The sequence below is a fragment of the Nitrospirota bacterium genome (genome assembly GCA_030645475.1).
GTDB lineage: Bacteria > Nitrospirota > Nitrospiria > Nitrospirales > Nitrospiraceae > Palsa-1315.
In genome coordinates, this window is the sequence record JAUSMA010000015.1 from 62,652 (window position 1) to 81,610 (window position 18,959).

Sequence of the window (18,959 nt, forward strand, 5' to 3'; positions counted from 1 at the left end):
CATAGCATGTCAACCCCTGTGGGTTCAGGCACTCCAGGCAAACTGCCGTATACCGCATCGCATGCGGAACCACACACACCACCCTGTCAAAATCATCCATATCTGGCGGGTGTTTCGCGCTCCGATAATTAGGCCTTCTTCTTCGGTGCGCCAGCCTCTACTTCTGTGCGATAATTATTCCCATGCTACTTAAACGTTGGCTCGTTGGAAATCCACTGAAGACCGCGCAAGCCGCTCACCAGCGGCTCTCGAAGCGCTTAGCCTTGGCCGTGTTTTCCTCCGACGCCCTCTCTTCAGTCGCGTACGCCACAGAAGAAATTCTCCTGGTCCTCGTTCCATCCAGCCTGGCCTTTGCGCATTTCTCGATTCCGATCAGCCTCATGATCATCCTGCTACTGGGAATTTTGACTCTTTCTTACTCCCAGATCATTTTCGAATATCCCGGCGGCGGCGGCGCCTACATCGTCTCAAAATCGAACCTGGGTGAATGGCCGGGACTAACTGCAGCAGCCTCATTGATGATCGATTATGTCCTAACCGTCGCAGTCAGCGTGGCGGCCGGTATTGCCGCCATCACCTCCGCAGTTCCCGCGCTCTATCCGTATCGCACAGTGCTCGGCGTGGTCGCCATTCTGCTCGTGCTCCTGGTCAACCTGCGCGGCGTTCGGGAGTCGGGAAAAGTATTTGCCGTCCCGACCTACATGTTCATCGGGACCATGCTCCTCATGTTGGCTGCAGGAACGTATCAAATCCTGTTCGGGCAACTCACCCCCGTCGTCGCCCAGAGCATGGCCACCCAAACGGCGGTTGAGTCGGTGTCGCTGTTTCTCCTGCTCCGTGCTTTCTCATCAGGCTGTACGGCACTCACCGGCGTCGAAGTCATCTCGAACGGCGTGCCGGCCTTTCGTCCCCCGGAGCCGAAGAACGCTGCTATCACGATGATCGCGATGGCGGGCATCCTGGGCGTACTTTTCCTCGGCATCAGTACGATGGCCTATCACTTGGGTGTCCTGCCGAAAGACGATGAAACCGTTGTCTCACAAGTGGCGCGCGCCATCTTCGGCGAAGGATTCCTCTACTACTTGATACAGATTTCCACGATGTCGATCCTGGTCCTCGCAGCGAACAGCGCCTTCGCAGGGTTTCCACGTCTCGCATCGCTGTTGGCCCGCGACAGCTACATGCCCCACCAGATGGAACTCATGGGCGACCGCCTGGTGTTCTCCAATGGCATTCTCATCCTGGGAGTCTTCTCGTGCTTCCTCATTGTCATATTCAGCGGTGACACCCACGCACTGATTCCGCTCTATGCCGTCGGCGTGTTTCTCTCGTTCACCCTCTCGCAAGCAGGCATGGTCCGTCGCTGGCTGGGCAAACGTGGACCCCATTGGCGGAAGAAAATCGTTATTAACGGCATCGGCGCGGTCGCCACTGCCATTGCGACCGCGATCATCGCCAGTACCAAGTTTATGCACGGAGCCTGGATCGTCATCGTACTGATCCCGGTCCTGATCATGATGTTCCGGGGCATCCACGCGCACTATAAGGCGGTCTCTGAGCAAATCACGCTCGATCGGCGAGGCAGCCGGCCCCCAATGCCTCGCCGTAATATCGTGATCATTCCGATCAGCGGAGTGAACCGTGCCGTTATCCGCGCCGTCGACTATGCCAGAAGCCGGCCAGGGGAAGTTCGAGCAGTCATGGTCGACGTAGACTCGGAAAAGACGGCCAAATTCGAGATGCAGTGGGCCCAGTGGGGCTGCGGCGTCACCCTCATCGTCTTGCCCTCGCCCTATCGATCCATCCTGAATTCCCTCCTCACCTACATTGAGGAGATCCTGGAAAAAGAGCCTGACACCTGGGTCACCGTTGTGATTCCGGAGATTCTCCCGGCTCGCTGGTGGCAGAACATCCTGCACAATCAGCGGGCTCTCTTGCTGAAGGGGGCCCTCCTCTTCAAAGACCGCGTCATCCTGACCGACGTCCCCTTCCACCTGACGAGGTGACCGTGAAGCGTGAAACGAAGTATCGGAACCTTGGGTTGTTCCTGTTAGCAACTTGCCTCCTCCTCACAGCCCAACCAGCCCAAGCCTTCAAGATCCTCGAGCCAGCAGAAGGGGCCAAACTGACATCGGGCAGCACCGTCACTGCCCGCGTAGACCTCGGCAAAGATTCCGGCATCGTCCAGGTTCGCTACTATTGGTATGGCGAACAGGATGACACGCTGGTGGGGCAGGAAGACGCGACGGCTACGGGATCGATCGTTGCGCCGGTGGCGCTGATCGGATTGTCCGACCATGACCCGGCCTTCGGAGGCCCGTTACGGGTCCCGAAAGACGGCATCGGGCCAATGCGGTTGCTGGCGGTCGCCGACATTTCACGGGGACGATTGGGCACGAGGTCTGTCTTCGATGAAATCCTGGTTAACGTAGAGCCAGCAGCGTCCCTTGCCATCATCGATTTCGAAACGGACAAGCCCTTGCACCTCGGACGGACAGGACAATCCTCCGCATTCGGTCACGTCGATTCACTGGGCAAGGTCTTCGAATTGCCCGTGGTCGGTGAGTTCGCCGATGGCGTCACCCGCCGAATCAGTACCCTGGGCAGCGGCACGAAATACCAGTCCTCGAACCCCAAGATCATTCAAGTCCTGTCCAATGGCCTCCTGCAGATTGTCGGTAACGGAAAGATGATCCTCACCGTCACCAATCGCGGCAAACAGGCCATGCTCGATGTCACCGTCGAAGTGAACGAGGAGCCAAACGAGCCTCCAGTCGCGGATGCAGGCCCCAACCAATCGGTCAAAGCCGGGACGAAAGTGAAGCTGAGCGGGCTCAAGAGCCGGGATGCGGAAGGCGAAGCCCTCTACTATTCATGGAGCCAAGTCCGCGGCAGTAAGATCGCACTGCTGGACGTGGATAACGCCGAAGCCTCCTTCCTCGCGCCGACCATGTCGGAAAAACGGACTTATCGGTTCAAGCTGAGGGTGACGGATAAGAAGGGGGCGGACTCTGTGCCGGCGTTCGTCGATGTGACCGTCGAGCCTTGACGGCTGCTGAAAAAGTCCCCCAGCATCGTTCTCAGTCCTGTGTCTCCCTGCGACGTACCCTCCGGGTACGCCTCAGTCGCCCCACTCCTTGCGGCCTTGCTGGATGGCCTTTTTGAGCAGCCTAAACAGAAGATTGAGACACCTGACGACTTCTTATGGAACCGGACAAAGAACTTGAATCCCTCGCTCATCAGATTGCAAGCCTAGAAAAAAGATTTGTTCAATCTTCAAGTCTCGGCATGTACTTGCAAAGTGAAGACGAAGCACAATTTTCCCAGCTTGTAGCAGAGTCAATTTCCCTAATCGACTCCCTACTGGGTGAAGACAATAACTTTTCACGCAATATTGCTAGAGCCGTGAACAACGGAAACGGAGGTTACATCGAGGGCCCCTCATATGCCTGCGTTCAGAAGACTCGGGGTCTAATCACTGCAGCCGCTAATCACTTGATGCGAGTAAAGAGCCTAAGTCCTAAAGCAACTACCACCAATCCTTCTTCTTACGTTGCCCCTGAAAGGCTTACCGAACTCAAATCGGCTACATCTTTAGAGTTCGACCTCACTCGGCTAGTTCGGTTATGCGAAGAGCTCAACGTTGCTTACACAAATAACTGCATGATGACAATCGCAATGCTTGTTCGTGCAATCGTGGACCATGTTCCTCCAATTTTTAAGCAACTAACCTTTACGCAAGTCGTGAACAACTATGCCGGCTCAAAGGCCTTCAAAGGCTCGATGCAACAGCTCGACGGCTCACTAAGAAACATTGCAAATGCTCACCTACACACCCATGTTCGGTCCCATGAGGTGCTTCCGACCTTCACTCAGGTAGACTTTCGGTCTGATCTTGATGTGTTGTTATCGGAGGTTATAAGAGTGCTGAAGACTTAGTAAGTAGGCATCTTCTGAAATCTTGTTTCATTTCAAAATCACGCCTTGCTCAGCCGCACTGGCCCGTAGGTTTGGCGGGCTTGTTGGAGTTCTTTCACATGCTTGCGGAGGGCTGGGCCGAATTTGGAGACGAGGACGGCTTTTCTGTGGGGCTCGATGCTTTGCTCGACCTGTTCGATAGTCTCTGCCAACTGCTTGACCAGCCTTTGACCTGAGCCGGTAAGCCACTTGAGATGCCAGCTGGCATATTCCAAATCCTGGATCGAATACCGAACCGACTCCACTTCTTCGAGACAGCGAAACCTGGCTCGTTGCAGATCGTTCGGTGTGAGGCCTGCCCTCTTCCATCTTGTCGATCCACCCACCCCCGATGCCCAGGTTGAGAGCCGCTCGAAGAGCATCGCGCCCATCGTAAACGTAAAGGCCGCATGGAGAATGCCCCTGAGCGGACGCAGGCTGCAGCGCCAAGGGGAATAGAATACTTGTTGGTTGCGATCGCCACGATACATGACGTATTTGCGCAACAAGAGATTTAGGTGGTGATGGCTGTTCTCATGGATCAGGTCGTCGATCAGATCGAGGTTATCCCGGTCGAAACAGTTAATAAACGACAAACCAGGCCTATGCCGATAGCTGAAACTCACGACGCCTTTGGCCTTGAGCGGCACGATCCGATCGGTTAACAGCGCAAGGACCTCATGCCCTTCCGGCCAGGCTCCGTGAATGGCGGTCCAGGCTTGGTTGATGCGTTTCACTTGAGCCGCTGAGGTGGCTGCCACCGCCTTCGGCTGGCGGTCCTTCCCATAAACCAGCGTCGGCCCGACTGTGATGGCCCCGGCCGGAGTCTCCATGGCCACGACCGGCGGACGGTACGTCCAACTCCATTCCAGGCGATGGCCTTTCATCGTGCAGAGAGGCGTCACCGTTCGGTCGATCTTGATGAACAGCTCCTGCGCTCGAATCAACAGCGTGGCGTGACCAGATGTTTTTTTGAGGGCTCGCTTCACCGAAGGAGGCGCTTCATAGGTCGTACCATCCATCCCGATAGCCATCGTGCCCAACCGTTCCGCCCGTTCGACGTTGTCGCCGAGCTGAACCTCTACGGCCCAGGACGGAATCTTATGAGAGGCGCACCACAACATCGGAAGACCCGGCACGAGACAGAGCGATTCCTGTGTCAGCTCCTGTGTGAGGCGAGCGCACAATTTGGTGAGTCGCCGCTCAAGGCCTGAGGACTGGGAGAGCCCACGGGGAAAGAGCTCGTGCAGATAACTGTTCTCAAAAAACTTTTCTTGGCACTCGGTAAATAATTGCGCCGCAAACTCACGCGGGTGGGACTCCCCTCGAATTTGTTGCAACAGGTCGATGAAGTACACCAAGTCGTTTAATGATTCGATCCAGCCGACGACTTTCCCCTGAGCATAGGCATCCCGCTCAAGCGCTCGACCAAGGAACCGAAAGTAGGCCACTGGCAAGGCCAACGATTTCGCCACGTCCGCATATTGATTTTCCAAGTCCAGGCAGAGGTCGCTCAGGAGGCGTTTCATCGACAGGCGAAATTCTGCTTGCAGGCGAACCAGCAAAGACACATCAAGTAACGGCATGGGGGCACAGGCTCCAGGGTAAAGGAGTCAGACTGTACCGGAGGAGCGGGCGCGCTGCAAGAATGGGTGGATTTTTTTCGGCAGATATGGAGGAAGGAACAGACTCGATGAAATACCGGCGGAGTCAGAACGAATAAACCGACATGCCGAAACAATGGTAGCGCTGATTGCTGTCGCCGGACTGCGAGACGAATCCCGTCGTTAGCCCGTAGCTTTCAGCCCGTGACGGAGCCGCGGCATGACCACTTCCGCTCCGAGCAAACGTGAGGCGCCCGCCTGCTGAATCATCCGATGCCGCAGAATGAGCGGATCGACGATGTTCCCACAGGACACACAGCGCCATCCTTTCATCCACATCGGAATACTGCTTTCTTGCATGTCGATCAGGCTATCGGCCACCATGAGACCATCACATCTGGTGCACTGCATGAGACCCTCCTTGTCCAACTCACGCTCACCGCCACAATGCCCCTCGTACTCCTCTTTCAAGTTTAGCAGGCCTGCACCCACCCGCTTGCATCCTAACAGAAGCAATCGCAATGCCAAGACTGACGCGCCTGAGGCTTGCGAGTTTTCGCGCTGAATCGTAGAGTGCGGACGAACAGCATTCAGCCGCAACCGCTACAAGTGTGGCCACTGTGGTCTCATGCGGCAAAAAAGACCTGCTTCAATCATCGCGACCGGCCGGAGACGAATCGTGGCATTGACGGCGACAGAAATTGCTAAGGTGGTGAGTGAGCTGGCTCCGGCATTGGCTGGAGGCTGGATTCAAAAAATTTACCAGCCGACGGACCGTACCCTCGTGCTGGAAATTCGTGCGCCGGGTCGGACACATCGACTCCTCATTTCTTGCCACCCGGACAGCGCCCGTCTCCACTTCACCACGGAAGCCTTTCAGAATCCACAGACGCCTCCCCCCTTCTGTCAATTTCTCCGCGCTCATCTCCAAGGCGCACGCATCGGCCGAATCGAGCAGGTCCCCGGTGACCGGATCGTTCAACTGACATTGAGCGCCAAGGAAGGTCCCTGCACCCTGGTCGCCGAATTGACAGGAAAGACGTCGAATCTCCTCGTACTCGATGATGCAGGCCTCATCCGGCGAGACCTGAACGGGGTGAAGGACCTTGTGGGACAGACCTATGCTCCACCTGCTCTCCCTCAGGGGGATCGGCATGCAGCCGACCTCGATCGATTCAGCCAGCATATCCAAGAATCACCATTTCCCCTGTCGACTGCCATCGACGCCCATTACCACAAAGCCGAAGCAACCTCCGTTGTCGAGACCGTACGACATGCCCGGGCAGGGATACTTAAAAAATCCATCAAGAAGCTCCGCCGCCGCATTGAGGCCTGGCACGAAGACCTCGCAAAAGCCGAGAAGTACAAGACGTACGATCGCTACGGCGAACTCATCAAAGCGAACCTGGGTACCATCCGCAGAGGCCAGACCGACGTGTCCGTGGTAGATTATTTCGATGAGGCGCTCCCCAACCTGACGATCCCGCTCGACCAGACCAAAACTCCCCAGGGCAATATGGACGACTACTTCCGCAAACATCGAAAGCACCTAGCTGCACAGCGAGAGCTTCACCCACGGATCACGGGGGGAGAAAAAGAGCTGGCGGCTCTACAAGAGGAATTAACCGCCATCGAACAGGGAACCTGGCAGCCACCCGAGACCGCGCGTCCCAATATGCGAACCAGAACCCCTTCGCGGACAAGAGGGGCCAAAGGCAAGCAGGAGCCACGCCAGGGTCCGTTCCGGCGCTTTACCTCATCAGACGGATTGGCGATCTATGTCGGAAAAAACGCCAGAGAGAACGACGAGCTGACGTTCGGCCTCGCCAAGAGCGACGACCTCTGGCTCCATGCTCGCGGCACCCCCGGCTCTCACGTCGTAGTGCGCTTGGAAAAAGGGAGCGATCCACCGCCCGAAACGATACGCGACGCCGCCACGCTGGCCCTGCTCTATAGCGATCTCAAGAAAAGCGGCAAAGGCGATGTGATCTATACCAGGCGCAAGTGGGTCAAGAAAGCCAAGGGCCAGGCGCCGGGGGCCGTGATCGTCACGCAGGAGAAATCCCTGCATGTGAGTCTGGAAAAGAAGCGGCTCGATGCGCTCAAGGCCCGATCTGGCCAAGAGTAGCCGCACCACGAGAAACCCTGACAGCCCTCGCCACTCCAGCGTTGCACAAACCGAATATTCTCTCGCCATGGGTTCTGACCGGTACTATGCTGCTGATAAGGTCAACCCACTATGTCAGAGCTGCCACCCATCGAGACGCCCTCCGCATCCCCAACCATCCTGGTGGTCGATGACGAGTTGGCCCTCACGAAACTCTGCACGAGGATTCTGGAAGAGGCCGGCTTCACAGTCCTCCATGCCGACGGCAGTTCGGACGCGCTCAAACTCTGCACGCAGCACGAAGGGCCTATCGACCTGTTGCTCACAGACCTGGTTCTGCCTCCTCCGGGCTTTCAATTGGCTTCAAGCACCAATCAATTCCCCCACGTGCATGGCCACGAGCTGGCCGTCCGCGCAGTCCGCATACGGAAAGATCTGCGAGTCATCCTCATGTCCGGCAATGTCGAACAGGAACTGGCAGGCTATGGAATACGCCGGGGAACCCTCCCGTTTATTCCCAAGCCGTTTGAGCCGAACGCTCTGGTCTCACTTGTGAAGCAAACGCTTCACGCACCGGCGCCTTCGCTCGAAAGTCTGACGGAGAAACCTCCCGGACTTGTGCGGCCCTCTGACGAGTGGGTCGGCTAACCGGCGTCTCGCCGCAATAGACAGATCCTCTCTCACATCACGAATGAAAATGGGGGCTGCCATTGGAATATGGCAGCCCCCATTGATTTTCATACGTGGCGAAACCTACGGATGTTCCGTCATAAACCATCCGGCGATTGAAAGCCGCCGCTGATCGCCCGCGACTTGATCCACCCGGCATACTCGGTGGAAACGGGGAACCGTAAACATCACGAGGGAACCTGGACGAGGCTCGATACAATGAGCCACCTCGAGCTCCGGCTGATCGGAATCATGCGCCTTCCGCTTCGCATAGATAATGAGCTCCCCGCCCCAATCCGACTTCCATTCGTCATGAAAATAGCTCACCAGGGCGATACGGCGCTTGGGTGCCGTATCGCCCTGCATCTCATACCCTTGATCGGTATCGTCATGAGTCAGCAGGCAATCGCCGGCCGCGTAGGAGTAATAGCTGAATCCCACGTGCCGGCCGGTGATATTCGGGAAAGACTCCATGTAGTCCTGAATGCAGGGCAACTGTAACCGCGAAAGCAAACGCTGCCCCTGGGTCCTGGCGATTTCCGCCTTCGCCCAATTTCCCGAATTCGGGAAATCTTCTCTGACCTTCGGCAGATCCGCCAAACTCTTCCAGGCCGCCTCATGCATGCCCTCACGGAAGAACTTCCGTTCGTCCGACGACCAAAAGTTTTCCACGACGAGAACGGGACTCTTGTGAAATGAAAATGACGATAAATCAGTTAACGATATGGATCTTGGTATTGTTGCTCCTTGAAAAGGCACCACATTCCTCCTAAACAACGTGGTCGGACAGCTTCCAGAGTCGCCATCTCATCGCACCCTGTCATTCGGTTGATTCGTCAGCCCGGCCGCAAAAAAAGGGGCTGCTATCTCGACGATAACAGCCCCCTTCACATTCGTGAGTTAGGATTAGTAGCGATCGCGCTTGCCGCCGCCGGCACCGCCTCGGCCACCGCCGCCACCAAATCCGCCGCCACCACCGCCCGTACGAGGCTCCTGGGGACGCGCTTCATTGACGGTTAAGGTCCGGCCACCCATTTCCGCACCATTGAGCGCGGCAACAGCTGCCTGTGCTTCCGCATCCGAAGACATCTCGACGAAGCCGAAGCCCCGTGACTGTCCCGTGAACTTGTCCGTAATGATCCGCGCTGAAGCGACGGCACCATGCCGCCCGAACAGGTCACTCAACTCCTGCTCGGTCGCTGAATAGGGCAACCCACCGACATAGATCTTTGAACCCATCTGGGGTTCCTCCTTTGAGTATGATGATATTGTCTTGGGCTCGAGGGACGGGGGAAGGAGCGGGCCAAAGACGCAAAGGACGTGGCGACTTAGGTCTGACTTCCGACGAGATTCTCGGGCAAGGCAACATCGATGCTGCAGGCCTGTTTATTTCGCGCCACCTCACCGCCAGGCCCCTGCGGAAAGGTAGATCTAGGCTAGCACAGCCCTTATAAAAATGGCAATCCGCCACAAACCAGGATGCCGAAAAAGTCCGCCAGCCGGGAAACGATGAACGGTGAGCGATGAATGATGAGTAGTGACATGCTTACACTTCCCCATTCTGCATTCATCGTTCATCACTCATAGTTTAGTTGTCCGCTCGCTGCGGCCTTGCTGGACGAACTTTTTGAGCATCCAGCTAAACCCCATTGCCTTCTCACTCCCCAATACGCACCAGCAGGCCCCGCTCACGGCACAGCTCGAACATCCAATGAAACCCCGCAACGACCAGACCGAGAAGCACCAGATTCAAGCCGGTTGCCCATGCGAGATGAGCGATCGGTGAGACGGATGCATTCAGTACCGCGCGCATACCTTCAAAGACATGGGCAGCCGGGTTCATCCAGGCAATGGCCTGCAGCCAACCTGGAAGCACCTCTATCGGATAGAACACGCAGGAGATGGGCTGGAACAGGAACACCATACTCCAGGCTAAGACTTCTGCTTCCTGGCCGAACCGCATAATAAGAGCCGTGGTCAGCACCCCAATAATCCATCCTGTCATCACAAGATTCAAGACGAACGGAACGAGCCACATCCCGATCACAAAGATATTGTAGGAGTAGAACAGCCCCGCACAGACGACCATGACCACAGACACTGCGATCACCTTTAAAATACTCATCACCATCGTCGCGGCCAGAAACTCGCTCGGCTTGAGTGGACTGGCAAACAAGTTCATGAGATTTCTCGACCAAATTTCTTCCAGAAACGAAATCGTAATCCCCTGCTGCGCTCGGAACAGCACATCCCAGAGGATCAAGGCTCCCAAAAAGAACGTGACGGCCCCTGGAATCTGCCCCTGGAACTTCATGAGATAGACCGTAATGAACCCCCAGATAACGAGGTCCAGAAACGGCCAATAGAAAATTTCCATCATGCGCGGCAAGCTGCGCCGATACAGATACAAATGCCTCGCCACCAGCGCATGAATTCGATGGATTTTCATTTCATCTTCTTTCCGATCACCACGCTAAAATACCTGGCGCACTACGTGAGCTGGCAGGGAGGTTCACCACTGCGCGCGTCCAACGAGGCCTCCCCGATTTCTTATGCCTCTTTTAAAGGGAGTGGCCGAGGCTGCCCTTTACTTCGCGCATCGAACGAGCACATTTTTATCGTGCGCGTTCTGCGAGCAAGAAGGGCACCTGGCCGCTCCCTCTCATCCTTCCGAGGCCGCGCGTTGCGCGAGCACAGGGAACGTCCCTGCCAGCTCATTCCCCTACGTCTCTCGCGCCAACTTCACAAACACTTCTTCCAGATCCGCTTGTCCAAACCGCGCCACGATCTCCTGCGCCGTCCCCGCCGCCACAATTTTCCCCTTCTGGAGAAAGATGATCCGATCCGTCATCTCTTCCATCTCATGCATGTTGTGCGACGTATAGAGCACACTCAGGCCGGACGATCGCCGCTCTTCCTTGAGAAAACTCCGAATCTTTTGTGCGATATCGGGATCGAGACTGGCAGTCGGTTCATCGAGAAACAGAATCTTCGGTTCGGTCAAAAAAGCTTTGGCGAGTCCAAGGCGAGTACTTTGACCGGAGGACAGCTTGCGCGTGACTTTATGACGAAAATCTTCCATCTCAAACCGCTTCACGATGCCATCGACCCGCTGTTGGATCTGAGACAGACCGTATAGCCGCGCAATCACCCAGAGGTTTTCTTCAACTGTCAGCGCCTGCGGCATGGAGACATAGGTCGAAGAAAAATTCACTTGCTGCAGGACGGCCTCCCGGTCGGCCGCCAGGTCGAGTCCGAACATCTGAATGGAGCCGGCCGTCGGCGTCACCAACCCAAGCAGCATCTGAATCGTGGTGGTTTTCCCCGCCCCATTCGGGCCTAACAACCCGAGAATCTCTCCCGGCTTGATGTCGAAGGAAATATCGTTGACGGCAACGAACTCGCCGAACTGTTTCACCAGATGTTCGACTTGCAAGACAGGTGTGGGCATGAATGTTCGGCGATTTAATTAAAGAGCAGTGCGTTGGCGATCTTTTCGGGAAGATGGCAGGTTTCACATTTCCGGCTCACGACCTTCCCCTCATGCTCCGTCTTTCCATCGTGACATCGGAAACAATCCGAGAGAGCCCTGGTTCGCAAATACGAACCTTCCGGATGGTCCGGAAACCAGGGTTTGGCATCGGCCGAGAGATGCCCGCGTGGCATGACAATCGGATACCCTTTGATCGGCTTTTCATGCACGATCGAAGAATGGCACGTCGTACAGCCCTCTCCTTGGCCGCGCGTAGCAAAAGCATCGATATGTTTGCGATGGTTCATGATCAGACCGACCTCATTGACCGGCGGCGGCAAATCGCGCGGGGCCACCTCGGATACCCGCAAAATGTTTCGATGACAGCTCAAGCACACCGCAGACTCGACTTTCGCCTGCAGATTGTGCGGATCGGTCGGACTGCCGAACAAATAGATCGCGACATCCTTCGTCCCGGCCCAGGCCTTATCGCGAAGCCAGCCTTCGAGACCCGGTCGCACGTGGCAGGCGACACAGGTCACCTCTCGATGCGAGGATTTCGCCCAGCTCTCATAGGATGGCGCGATGGTATGGCAACTGGCACAGAAGGTCGGGTGGTTGGTGACAGGAATGGCCACAGTGCCGAGCGCGATAGCGCCGGCCACAAGAACCAGCACGATGGATGCTTTAGGCTTCCAGTTCATGCTCCAGAGGAGATTGCGATTTAGGAAATTGTTTCATGATCAACGCGGCCACGCCGACGACATCGTCCAGGCCAAATAACGGGACGGAAAGATCGATCTGCTGATCCGAAACCACTGCAAGGAGCCCTTCCGTGGACACAGGAATTTCGCCGACTTGCTCACGGACGATGACAATCTTCGGATAGCCTTCGTGTTTCCATCCCTCAGCGATAATCAGGTCATAGGTACGGTCGAGAAACCGATCCCGCACTTCCTCGACCGTCATCTGATCGGACACATCCGCAAACATCGCCATACTGCCCTTGGAGAGCACCATCACGCTGCTGGCACCGGCTCGCTTATGGCGCCAGCTGTCTTTGCCTTCTGTATCGAGATCGAAGCCATGTCCGGCATGTTTCACCGTCGCGACTTTGTAACCGGCCCGAACCAATTCAGGAATCACGCGCTCGATCAGCGTGGTCTTCCCGCTGTTCGACCGACCGACAAATGAGACAATAGGTACGGCCATGGATGTATCTTACGGGTCAATCGTCATGATCATGGGTCAACGGCGCGCTCACATACGTCGGCCATCGGCTCGCGAGTGGTGACGATTGGCCTCCTTTCTTTCTTAGCAACAGGACAGCTTGTGAGAGTCGGTCCGGGCATGCCCTGCATGGCTGGGCCAGGCTTCTCCGCCCAACAGTTGAACCGACACCAGATCGCCAGGACTGACCCGCTCTACCTCGACAGGAATGTCGATCAAACAATTAGCCTTCACCATCGAGGTCAAAATTCCTGACCCCTGAGCGCCGGTCGTTCGAACCTTAAATACACCCTCTTCTTGCGTAAGCACTCCGCGCAGGAAATGGCGGCGATCCGTCCGCTTGGAAAACTTTTCCTGGAAGACTGCCTGAAGAACAGGCCGACCATAGGTCAGGTGCCCGCTCATCTTCAGCATCGCGGGCCGCACCAACTGCTCGAACGTCACCATAGACGACACGGGATTCCCCGGCAGGCCGAACGCCAGCTTGCCCTGAATTTTACCGAACGCGAGCGGCTGCCCTGGCCTGATCGCCAGCTTCCAAAAATTCATTTCCGCACCCAGTTCGTGAAAGACCGTCTTCGTGAAATCATAATCGCCCATCGACACACCACCGGACAGCACCAGAATATCCGCTGTCAGTCCATGTGAAATTTTTTCTTTGAGCGCGGCAGGCGTGTCCCTCGCGATCCCCAGCAAGAATGGAATACCGCCCGCCTCCTGGACCGCAGCTGCAATCCCATAACTATTCGAGTTGATGATTTTTTCTTCGCTGAACCGCTCGTCCAAATCCGCCAACTCATCGCCAGTCGACAAAATCGCCACCCGGGGTCGTTGGTAGACAAAGACGAACGACTTGGCCAGGATCGCCAGCATCCCTGCTTCACCGGGCCTAATCTGAGTCCCCTTGGCAATGATGCATTCACCCTTCTTCACGTCTTCGCCTTGCGGGCGGATGTTCGCGCCTTGGGCTTCCGGTTTGAATACGCGAACGGAGCTCGGCGTATGCTCCGTATCTTCGACCTTCAAGACGGTATCCGCTCCCTTCGGGATTGGGGCCCCGGTCATGATGCGAATCGCCTGCCCTGCACCGACAGTTTTTGACGGCATCTTACCGGCAGGCACGTCCTCGATCACCGTAAGCGTTACCGGCTTCTGAATCGCATGCTCCTGTTTGATATCCTCCCACCGCACCGCGAACCCGTCCATCGCGCTGTTGTTCCAGGGTGGATTATCCCGCTCCGCCACGATATCCTCGCCGAGGACACGACCGAGGGCATCCAGGATCGAAATCTTCTCCAGGCCCAGAGTCGGCGTGGATGCCAGCACGATCCGTTGCGCCTCTTGCAGCTGCGTAAGCCCCTCTGTCGCGTCGGTAGCCTTCACGATCTCTCCTTCATCAATGCGCCTGCCGAGGGGCGATCTTCATCAGCGACCCGCTCTTCTTGCAGAACGCTTCGACCTTGTTGGCAATGTCGTGATAACACTCGGCCGTCGGGGAGTCAGAATTGAACATCGCAAATGGCTCACCGGCATCGGACTGGAGCACGACATCGGGGTCGAGCGGAATGCGTCCGAGAAACGGCACGCCCATATCATGCGCCGCAGCTTCCCCGCCGCCCTTGCGGAACACATCGATGTGGTTGTGACAATGGGGGCACTCCAACCCGCTCATGTTCTCGACAATCCCGATGATCGGCACTTCGCTGTCCTTGCAGAAGGTCACCGACTTGCGGGAATCCAGCAAGGCCACTTCCTGCGGTGTCGTAATGATCACCGCCCCGCTGACATTGCCGAGCAAATCGATCGTCGTCACCGATTCATTGCCCGTCCCTGGGGGCAGGTCGACAAATAAAAAATTCAGATCCTGCCACTCGACGCCGCCTAAGAGCTGGTTGATGAACTCGTATTTGTACGCATCGCGCCAGATGATCGGATCGTCCGAATTCTGCAGCAAGAACGACATCGATGCGATTTTCAGATTATAGGCCTGGAAGGGGATGATTCCGCCCGAGCTGCTGATCTTGAGCTTCTGCCCTTCGGCCCCCACCATCTTCGGGATGTTCGGTCCATGAATGTCCATGTCGCAGATCCCGACATGCCATCCCTTGAGCGCAAGACTCACGGCGAGGTTGGTCGTGCAAGTGCTCTTCCCGACGCCACCCTTGTTGCTCATGACCAGAACTTTATATTCGATCCGCTCCATCCGCTTGGCCACCAGCCAGCGGCTGTGCCCTTCCTTGTCCTTCTGGCAAGTTTCATTTTCGTCGCAGATCGCACAGGCCCACATATAGATGCAGGCATCGCTGTCGCCGGAACTAGGAGGTTGAATGACGTTCAATTCACGAGCCATGTATCTTCCTTCTGTAAAACGTTACGCCCGATCTGCGTTTTCCGTTATCGCTGGCGCCCTGTCGGCACACCGACGTAGTCACCCTCTCCCACGCTGGAGAGTCCGGTCGCTTTTCCATTTCCCGCCGCTGCGGTCACCACAACCGGCACCGACGACTCTTCCGGCTTCTTCTTGTTGAAGAATCCTGCACTCACAATGCCGACTTCGTAGAAGACATACATCGGCAAGGCCATGAGACATTGATTGAACGGATCGGGTGTCGGGGTGAGAATTGCGGCGAAAATGAATGACCCCAGAAACGCCCACTTTCGATATCGCTTCAGAAATGGCGCATCGACCCACCCGAGTTTTGCCATGAGGGTAATCGCGAGCGGCACCTCGAAAATCAGCCCGAATACCATCAAAAACCATAGGGCAAATCCGACATATTGCGCGATGGAAATTTGGGGAATAAACCCGGCGTTGACGCCGTAAGACAGCAAAAAATTCAGGGCGAACGGCAGGACGAAGAAAAATGAAAAACCCACCCCCACATAAAACGCCAGGGCACTCAACAGCACAAATGGCGCGACAAACCGCCGCTCCTGGGCATGGAGGCCCGGCACGACGAATTGCCAGACTTCCAAAAGAATGTACGGGGTCGCCGCAACGAGCGCAAAGAGCCCGGCCACCTTCACGTTTTGCCACAGGGCTTCAGCCGGCGCGAGAAAGACGAATGGAACGGTCGGCAGATCGGTCGGCACCCACGAGAGGGATCCGGGCACAAACATGTTCTGAAGGGGGATGCGAAGCCACTGCACCAACGTATCGGCGTAAAAAAATGTGCCGACAAACACCAGCGCGGTGATGATCACCGCGCGCGTCAGCCGAACCTGGAGCTCCACGAGGTGCTCCATCACCGGCATTTTCTTATCTTCCAGCGGCTTAAAGATCGTGTCTTGCAGCCACTGGTTGAGCGAATTCAAACCGTCGGACATACGAACCGTTCATCCGATGTCTGGCCGTAACCGCTCGGATACCGAGCGATCACGGCCAGCGTCAGGCCTGTTACTTGGGATTGACTGCGACAAACAAGCTATTGCCCTGCCGACTCAACAGCAGGACAGCCAACTCGTCTTTCTTCAATTTGCTCGAAGCTTTCTGGTAGTCATCAAGAGTCTTCACGACTTCGTGGTTCACTTCCTGAATCACGTCGCCGCGCTGCAAGCCTGCCGCTTCCGCAGAACCGCCAGTTTCGACCGACGTCACGACGACACCGGTCATCTTCGCCGGGATATTCAATTGACTCATCGTGGCTGCATCTAATGCCTGGACCCGGATAGAAGCCAGGACATTATCCGGCAGCTTCGCCGTCTCGACCGGTTCCTTGGGAGCCGTGGGCTCCTTCTTCGCCAACATTTCATCCGTCGGCCGCTCCGCCACCTTCACGGAGATGGTCTGCTCCTTGCCATCTCGCAATACTTTTACCTGCGCATCCTTGCCGACCATCGTTCGTGCGACGAGATTTCGCAACTGACTCACGTTTTGCACTTCTTTCCCGTTGAACGCGATCACCACATCGCCGCGCTTCATACCCGCAGCATGGGACGGGCCGTTCTCATTCACATCGCTGATCAGGACCCCTTTGCGCTGCTCAGGCAACTTGAACGACTTGGCCAACGCCGGCGTGATTTCTTGAATGGCGACGCCCATCCAACCGCGCACGACTTTTCCGGTCTTCTGCAGGCTATCGACGATGTCCAAGGCAATACTGCTGGGAATGGCAAACCCGATCCCCTCCGATCCGCCGGTCCTTGAAAAAATAGCCGTATTAATCCCCATGAGTTCGCCGTTCATATTGACCAAGGCCCCGCCGGAGTTGCCCGGATTAATCGCGGCGTCGGTCTGGATGAAGTCTTCGTAATCGGCAATACCGACATTGCCGCGGCCTAACGCGCTAATGATGCCCAGGGTCACGGTGGAACTCAGTCCGAACGGACTGCCTACGGCTAACACAATATCGCCGACCTGCAACTTGTCATAGTCCGCCCACTTTAATGCTGGAAGATCTTTCGCATCGATTTTGACCACAGCCAAGTCCGTCTTCGGGTCAGTCCCCACCACCTTGGCGGTGAATTCACGCCGATCGCTGAGCGTAACGGTAATCTGCGTGGCGCCTTCGACAACGTGATTGTTGGTGACGATAAATCCGTTCGAGTCAAAAATGACGCCGGATCCTGCGCTTTGATCGGGACGTCCATGCCCTCCACCCGGAGGCATCGGTGGAGGAGTTGGAAGTTCGCCCTCTGGCCCTTCTTCACCAGGAGGTCCGCCAAATGGGCCTGGCGGCAACGGCGATTTCCGACCTCGTCCCTTGCCTTCTCCACCCCCAGTCACCGCGATATTCACCACGGCCGGGGTTACCTTCTTGACGATCTCTGAAAATCCCTGTGTCAGCCCGGCTGGAGCCCCGGCGGCAAAGGCTGTCGGTTCATTCGGCAGGACAGCAAACGCGAAGGTGCTTGTAACCAAACCAAGACCTGCGACAAGACCCAGAACATCCCTTCCCTTACTCCGCGTGACCATAACAGCGTTCCTCCAGAGGGTTAACCGACGCGACCGCATCAACTGAACGGTGCATTGTACACTATCCGTTCCGGGGGCTTCAAAGACTAATAGTCCCCTTCGGACTCTCCAAAACAGAGCCCGAAGGGGACTAGAGTACTACCCGCAAGACGATCGACGCGCGCTACGAACTGGCTCTCCGAGCCGCCGACTCGGCTTCCAATACCCCAAGCCACGAGTTCTGGAGCCTCAACACCAGCCGCTTCGCGGCCTGCTCGAAGGACACGACACGGAGGGTATTGGGAGCGCCCTCATACGTCGGAGGCCAGATACGCCGTTGATCCTGAGGGCGTAGATAGATGGCCGGATACCATTGGTCGATCCCCGGTGCGCTCGGACGGTCCAGCGTGGCCCAGCCCCGGCCTTCGGCCTGCATCAGCGTCTGGCTGTGCTTCAAGTCCAGCAGGACGAACTCCAATAACGACCAGTTATCTCGACGATATCCAGGCTGTGCATGGGTCGTCCATCCAAGGAACAAGGTAACGGGATATTCCTGCTCGGTGCTCGACACCACCACAACTGCCAGATAGTCGAGTCCACGTTGCCGGCCCAGCTCTGCGAACTGGGCCCAATCGCCATGAGATTGCGGCTTGATATGGTGACCGGGAATAACCTCTTTAATGACGATAGGAATTGCGTGACCAAGATCTTGCTGCAGGCTCTCTGTCAGGCGAGTCAGCGCTTCTTCCGGCAGATTCGGAGCCGCACCAGGATCTGCGGTATCCGATACGACGACCAGCCCGGCCTGCAACGGCCGCTGATCGATCTTTGCGAGAGCATCGGCGCCGGACGGCTGCTCTGCCGACACATAGTCGCCAATCCGCGCCGGCGGAACGGCGGAGGCACATGATACGACGAATAGGGCACTGACGATGAGACTGAATGGTTTGAGCAGTTCGCGCATCACCCACCTCCTGGCTATGAGAGGCTCGCCCGTCGATTCACTCTACTTATATACGTTCGCTC

18 protein-coding genes are annotated in these 18,959 nt (G+C 56.5%); 5 read left to right on the forward strand and 13 right to left on the reverse strand.

The features are described 5' to 3' along the window. The first annotated feature begins 182 nt into the window (after positions 1-182). The 3 genes from Q7U76_03350 to Q7U76_03360 all read left to right on the forward strand — a co-directional run bounded on the left by Q7U76_03350 (position 183) and on the right by Q7U76_03360 (position 3,939). Positions 183-2,006, forward strand: a complete 1,824-nt coding sequence (locus Q7U76_03350; GenBank protein MDO8355410.1) for an APC family permease — start codon at positions 183-185, stop codon at positions 2,004-2,006. Between the two features lie 2 nt (positions 2,007-2,008). Further along, a complete protein-coding gene (locus Q7U76_03355) occupies positions 2,009-3,049 on the forward strand; it encodes a PKD domain-containing protein (GenBank protein ID MDO8355411.1) in 1,041 nt (346 codons plus the stop codon). A gap of 155 nt (positions 3,050-3,204) precedes the next feature. Next, the gene (locus tag Q7U76_03360) at positions 3,205-3,939 is read left to right on the forward strand and encodes a hypothetical protein (GenBank protein MDO8355412.1); all 735 of its coding nucleotides are present in this window, start codon (positions 3,205-3,207) and stop codon (positions 3,937-3,939) included. A gap of 38 nt (positions 3,940-3,977) precedes the next feature. On the opposite strand, the gene Q7U76_03365 is transcribed toward Q7U76_03360, so the two are convergent. Next, on the reverse strand, positions 3,978-5,543 hold the full coding sequence (locus Q7U76_03365) for an HEXXH motif-containing putative peptide modification protein (protein ID MDO8355413.1): 1,566 nt from the start codon (positions 5,541-5,543) through the stop codon (positions 3,978-3,980). 201 nt (positions 5,544-5,744) lie between these two features. Then, positions 5,745-5,972: a hypothetical protein gene (locus tag Q7U76_03370; protein MDO8355414.1), complete on the reverse strand. Its 228-nt coding sequence runs from the start codon at positions 5,970-5,972 to the stop codon at positions 5,745-5,747. Positions 5,973-6,240: 268 nt separating this feature from the next. Between Q7U76_03370 and Q7U76_03375 the strand changes: the two genes are divergently transcribed. Further along, positions 6,241-7,689 carry an NFACT family protein gene (locus tag Q7U76_03375; protein ID MDO8355415.1) on the forward strand — a complete coding sequence of 483 codons (1,449 nt, stop codon included), beginning with the start codon at positions 6,241-6,243 and terminating at the stop codon, positions 7,687-7,689. 111 nt (positions 7,690-7,800) lie between these two features. Continuing rightward, the gene (locus Q7U76_03380) at positions 7,801-8,316 is read left to right on the forward strand and encodes a response regulator (GenBank protein MDO8355416.1); all 516 of its coding nucleotides are present in this window, start codon (positions 7,801-7,803) and stop codon (positions 8,314-8,316) included. 105 nt (positions 8,317-8,421) lie between these two features. Here Q7U76_03380 and Q7U76_03385 read toward each other — a convergent pair whose 3' ends face one another. The 11 genes from Q7U76_03385 to Q7U76_03435 all read right to left on the reverse strand — a co-directional run bounded on the left by Q7U76_03385 (position 8,422) and on the right by Q7U76_03435 (position 18,897). Next, on the reverse strand, positions 8,422-9,009 hold the full coding sequence (locus Q7U76_03385) for a 2OG-Fe(II) oxygenase family protein (protein MDO8355417.1): 588 nt from the start codon (positions 9,007-9,009) through the stop codon (positions 8,422-8,424). A 234-nt stretch (positions 9,010-9,243) separates the two neighbouring features. After that, positions 9,244-9,576, reverse strand: a complete 333-nt coding sequence (locus Q7U76_03390) for an RNA-binding protein (protein MDO8355418.1) — start codon at positions 9,574-9,576, stop codon at positions 9,244-9,246. 418 nt (positions 9,577-9,994) lie between these two features. Further along, positions 9,995-10,786, reverse strand: coding sequence for an ABC transporter permease (locus Q7U76_03395; GenBank protein MDO8355419.1), 792 nt, complete (start codon positions 10,784-10,786; stop codon positions 9,995-9,997). Between the two features lie 273 nt (positions 10,787-11,059). Further along, entirely contained in the window at positions 11,060-11,788 is a 729-nt protein-coding gene (locus Q7U76_03400) for an ABC transporter ATP-binding protein (protein MDO8355420.1), read from the reverse strand. A gap of 14 nt (positions 11,789-11,802) precedes the next feature. Next, a complete protein-coding gene (locus Q7U76_03405; protein ID MDO8355421.1) occupies positions 11,803-12,513 on the reverse strand; it encodes a cytochrome c3 family protein in 711 nt (236 codons plus the stop codon). Then, on the reverse strand, positions 12,497-13,021 hold the full coding sequence (gene mobB, locus Q7U76_03410) for a molybdopterin-guanine dinucleotide biosynthesis protein B (GenBank protein ID MDO8355422.1): 525 nt from the start codon (positions 13,019-13,021) through the stop codon (positions 12,497-12,499). Before mobB ends, Q7U76_03405 begins: the two co-directional genes overlap by 17 nt. A 102-nt stretch (positions 13,022-13,123) precedes the next feature. Next, positions 13,124-14,422, reverse strand: a complete 1,299-nt coding sequence (locus Q7U76_03415; protein MDO8355423.1) for a molybdopterin molybdotransferase MoeA — start codon at positions 14,420-14,422, stop codon at positions 13,124-13,126. Between the two features lie 13 nt (positions 14,423-14,435). Continuing rightward, positions 14,436-15,389, reverse strand: a complete 954-nt coding sequence (locus Q7U76_03420) for an Mrp/NBP35 family ATP-binding protein (GenBank protein MDO8355424.1) — start codon at positions 15,387-15,389, stop codon at positions 14,436-14,438. Between the two features lie 44 nt (positions 15,390-15,433). After that, entirely contained in the window at positions 15,434-16,366 is a 933-nt protein-coding gene (gene tatC, locus Q7U76_03425) for a twin-arginine translocase subunit TatC (protein ID MDO8355425.1), read from the reverse strand. A 70-nt stretch (positions 16,367-16,436) separates the two neighbouring features. Next, the gene (locus Q7U76_03430) at positions 16,437-17,954 is read right to left on the reverse strand and encodes a Do family serine endopeptidase (GenBank protein MDO8355426.1); all 1,518 of its coding nucleotides are present in this window, start codon (positions 17,952-17,954) and stop codon (positions 16,437-16,439) included. 163 nt (positions 17,955-18,117) lie between these two features. Continuing rightward, positions 18,118-18,897 (reverse strand): hypothetical protein, encoded by a 780-nt coding sequence (locus tag Q7U76_03435; GenBank protein MDO8355427.1) that lies wholly within the window; start codon positions 18,895-18,897, stop codon positions 18,118-18,120. Positions 18,898-18,959 lie beyond the last annotated feature (62 nt).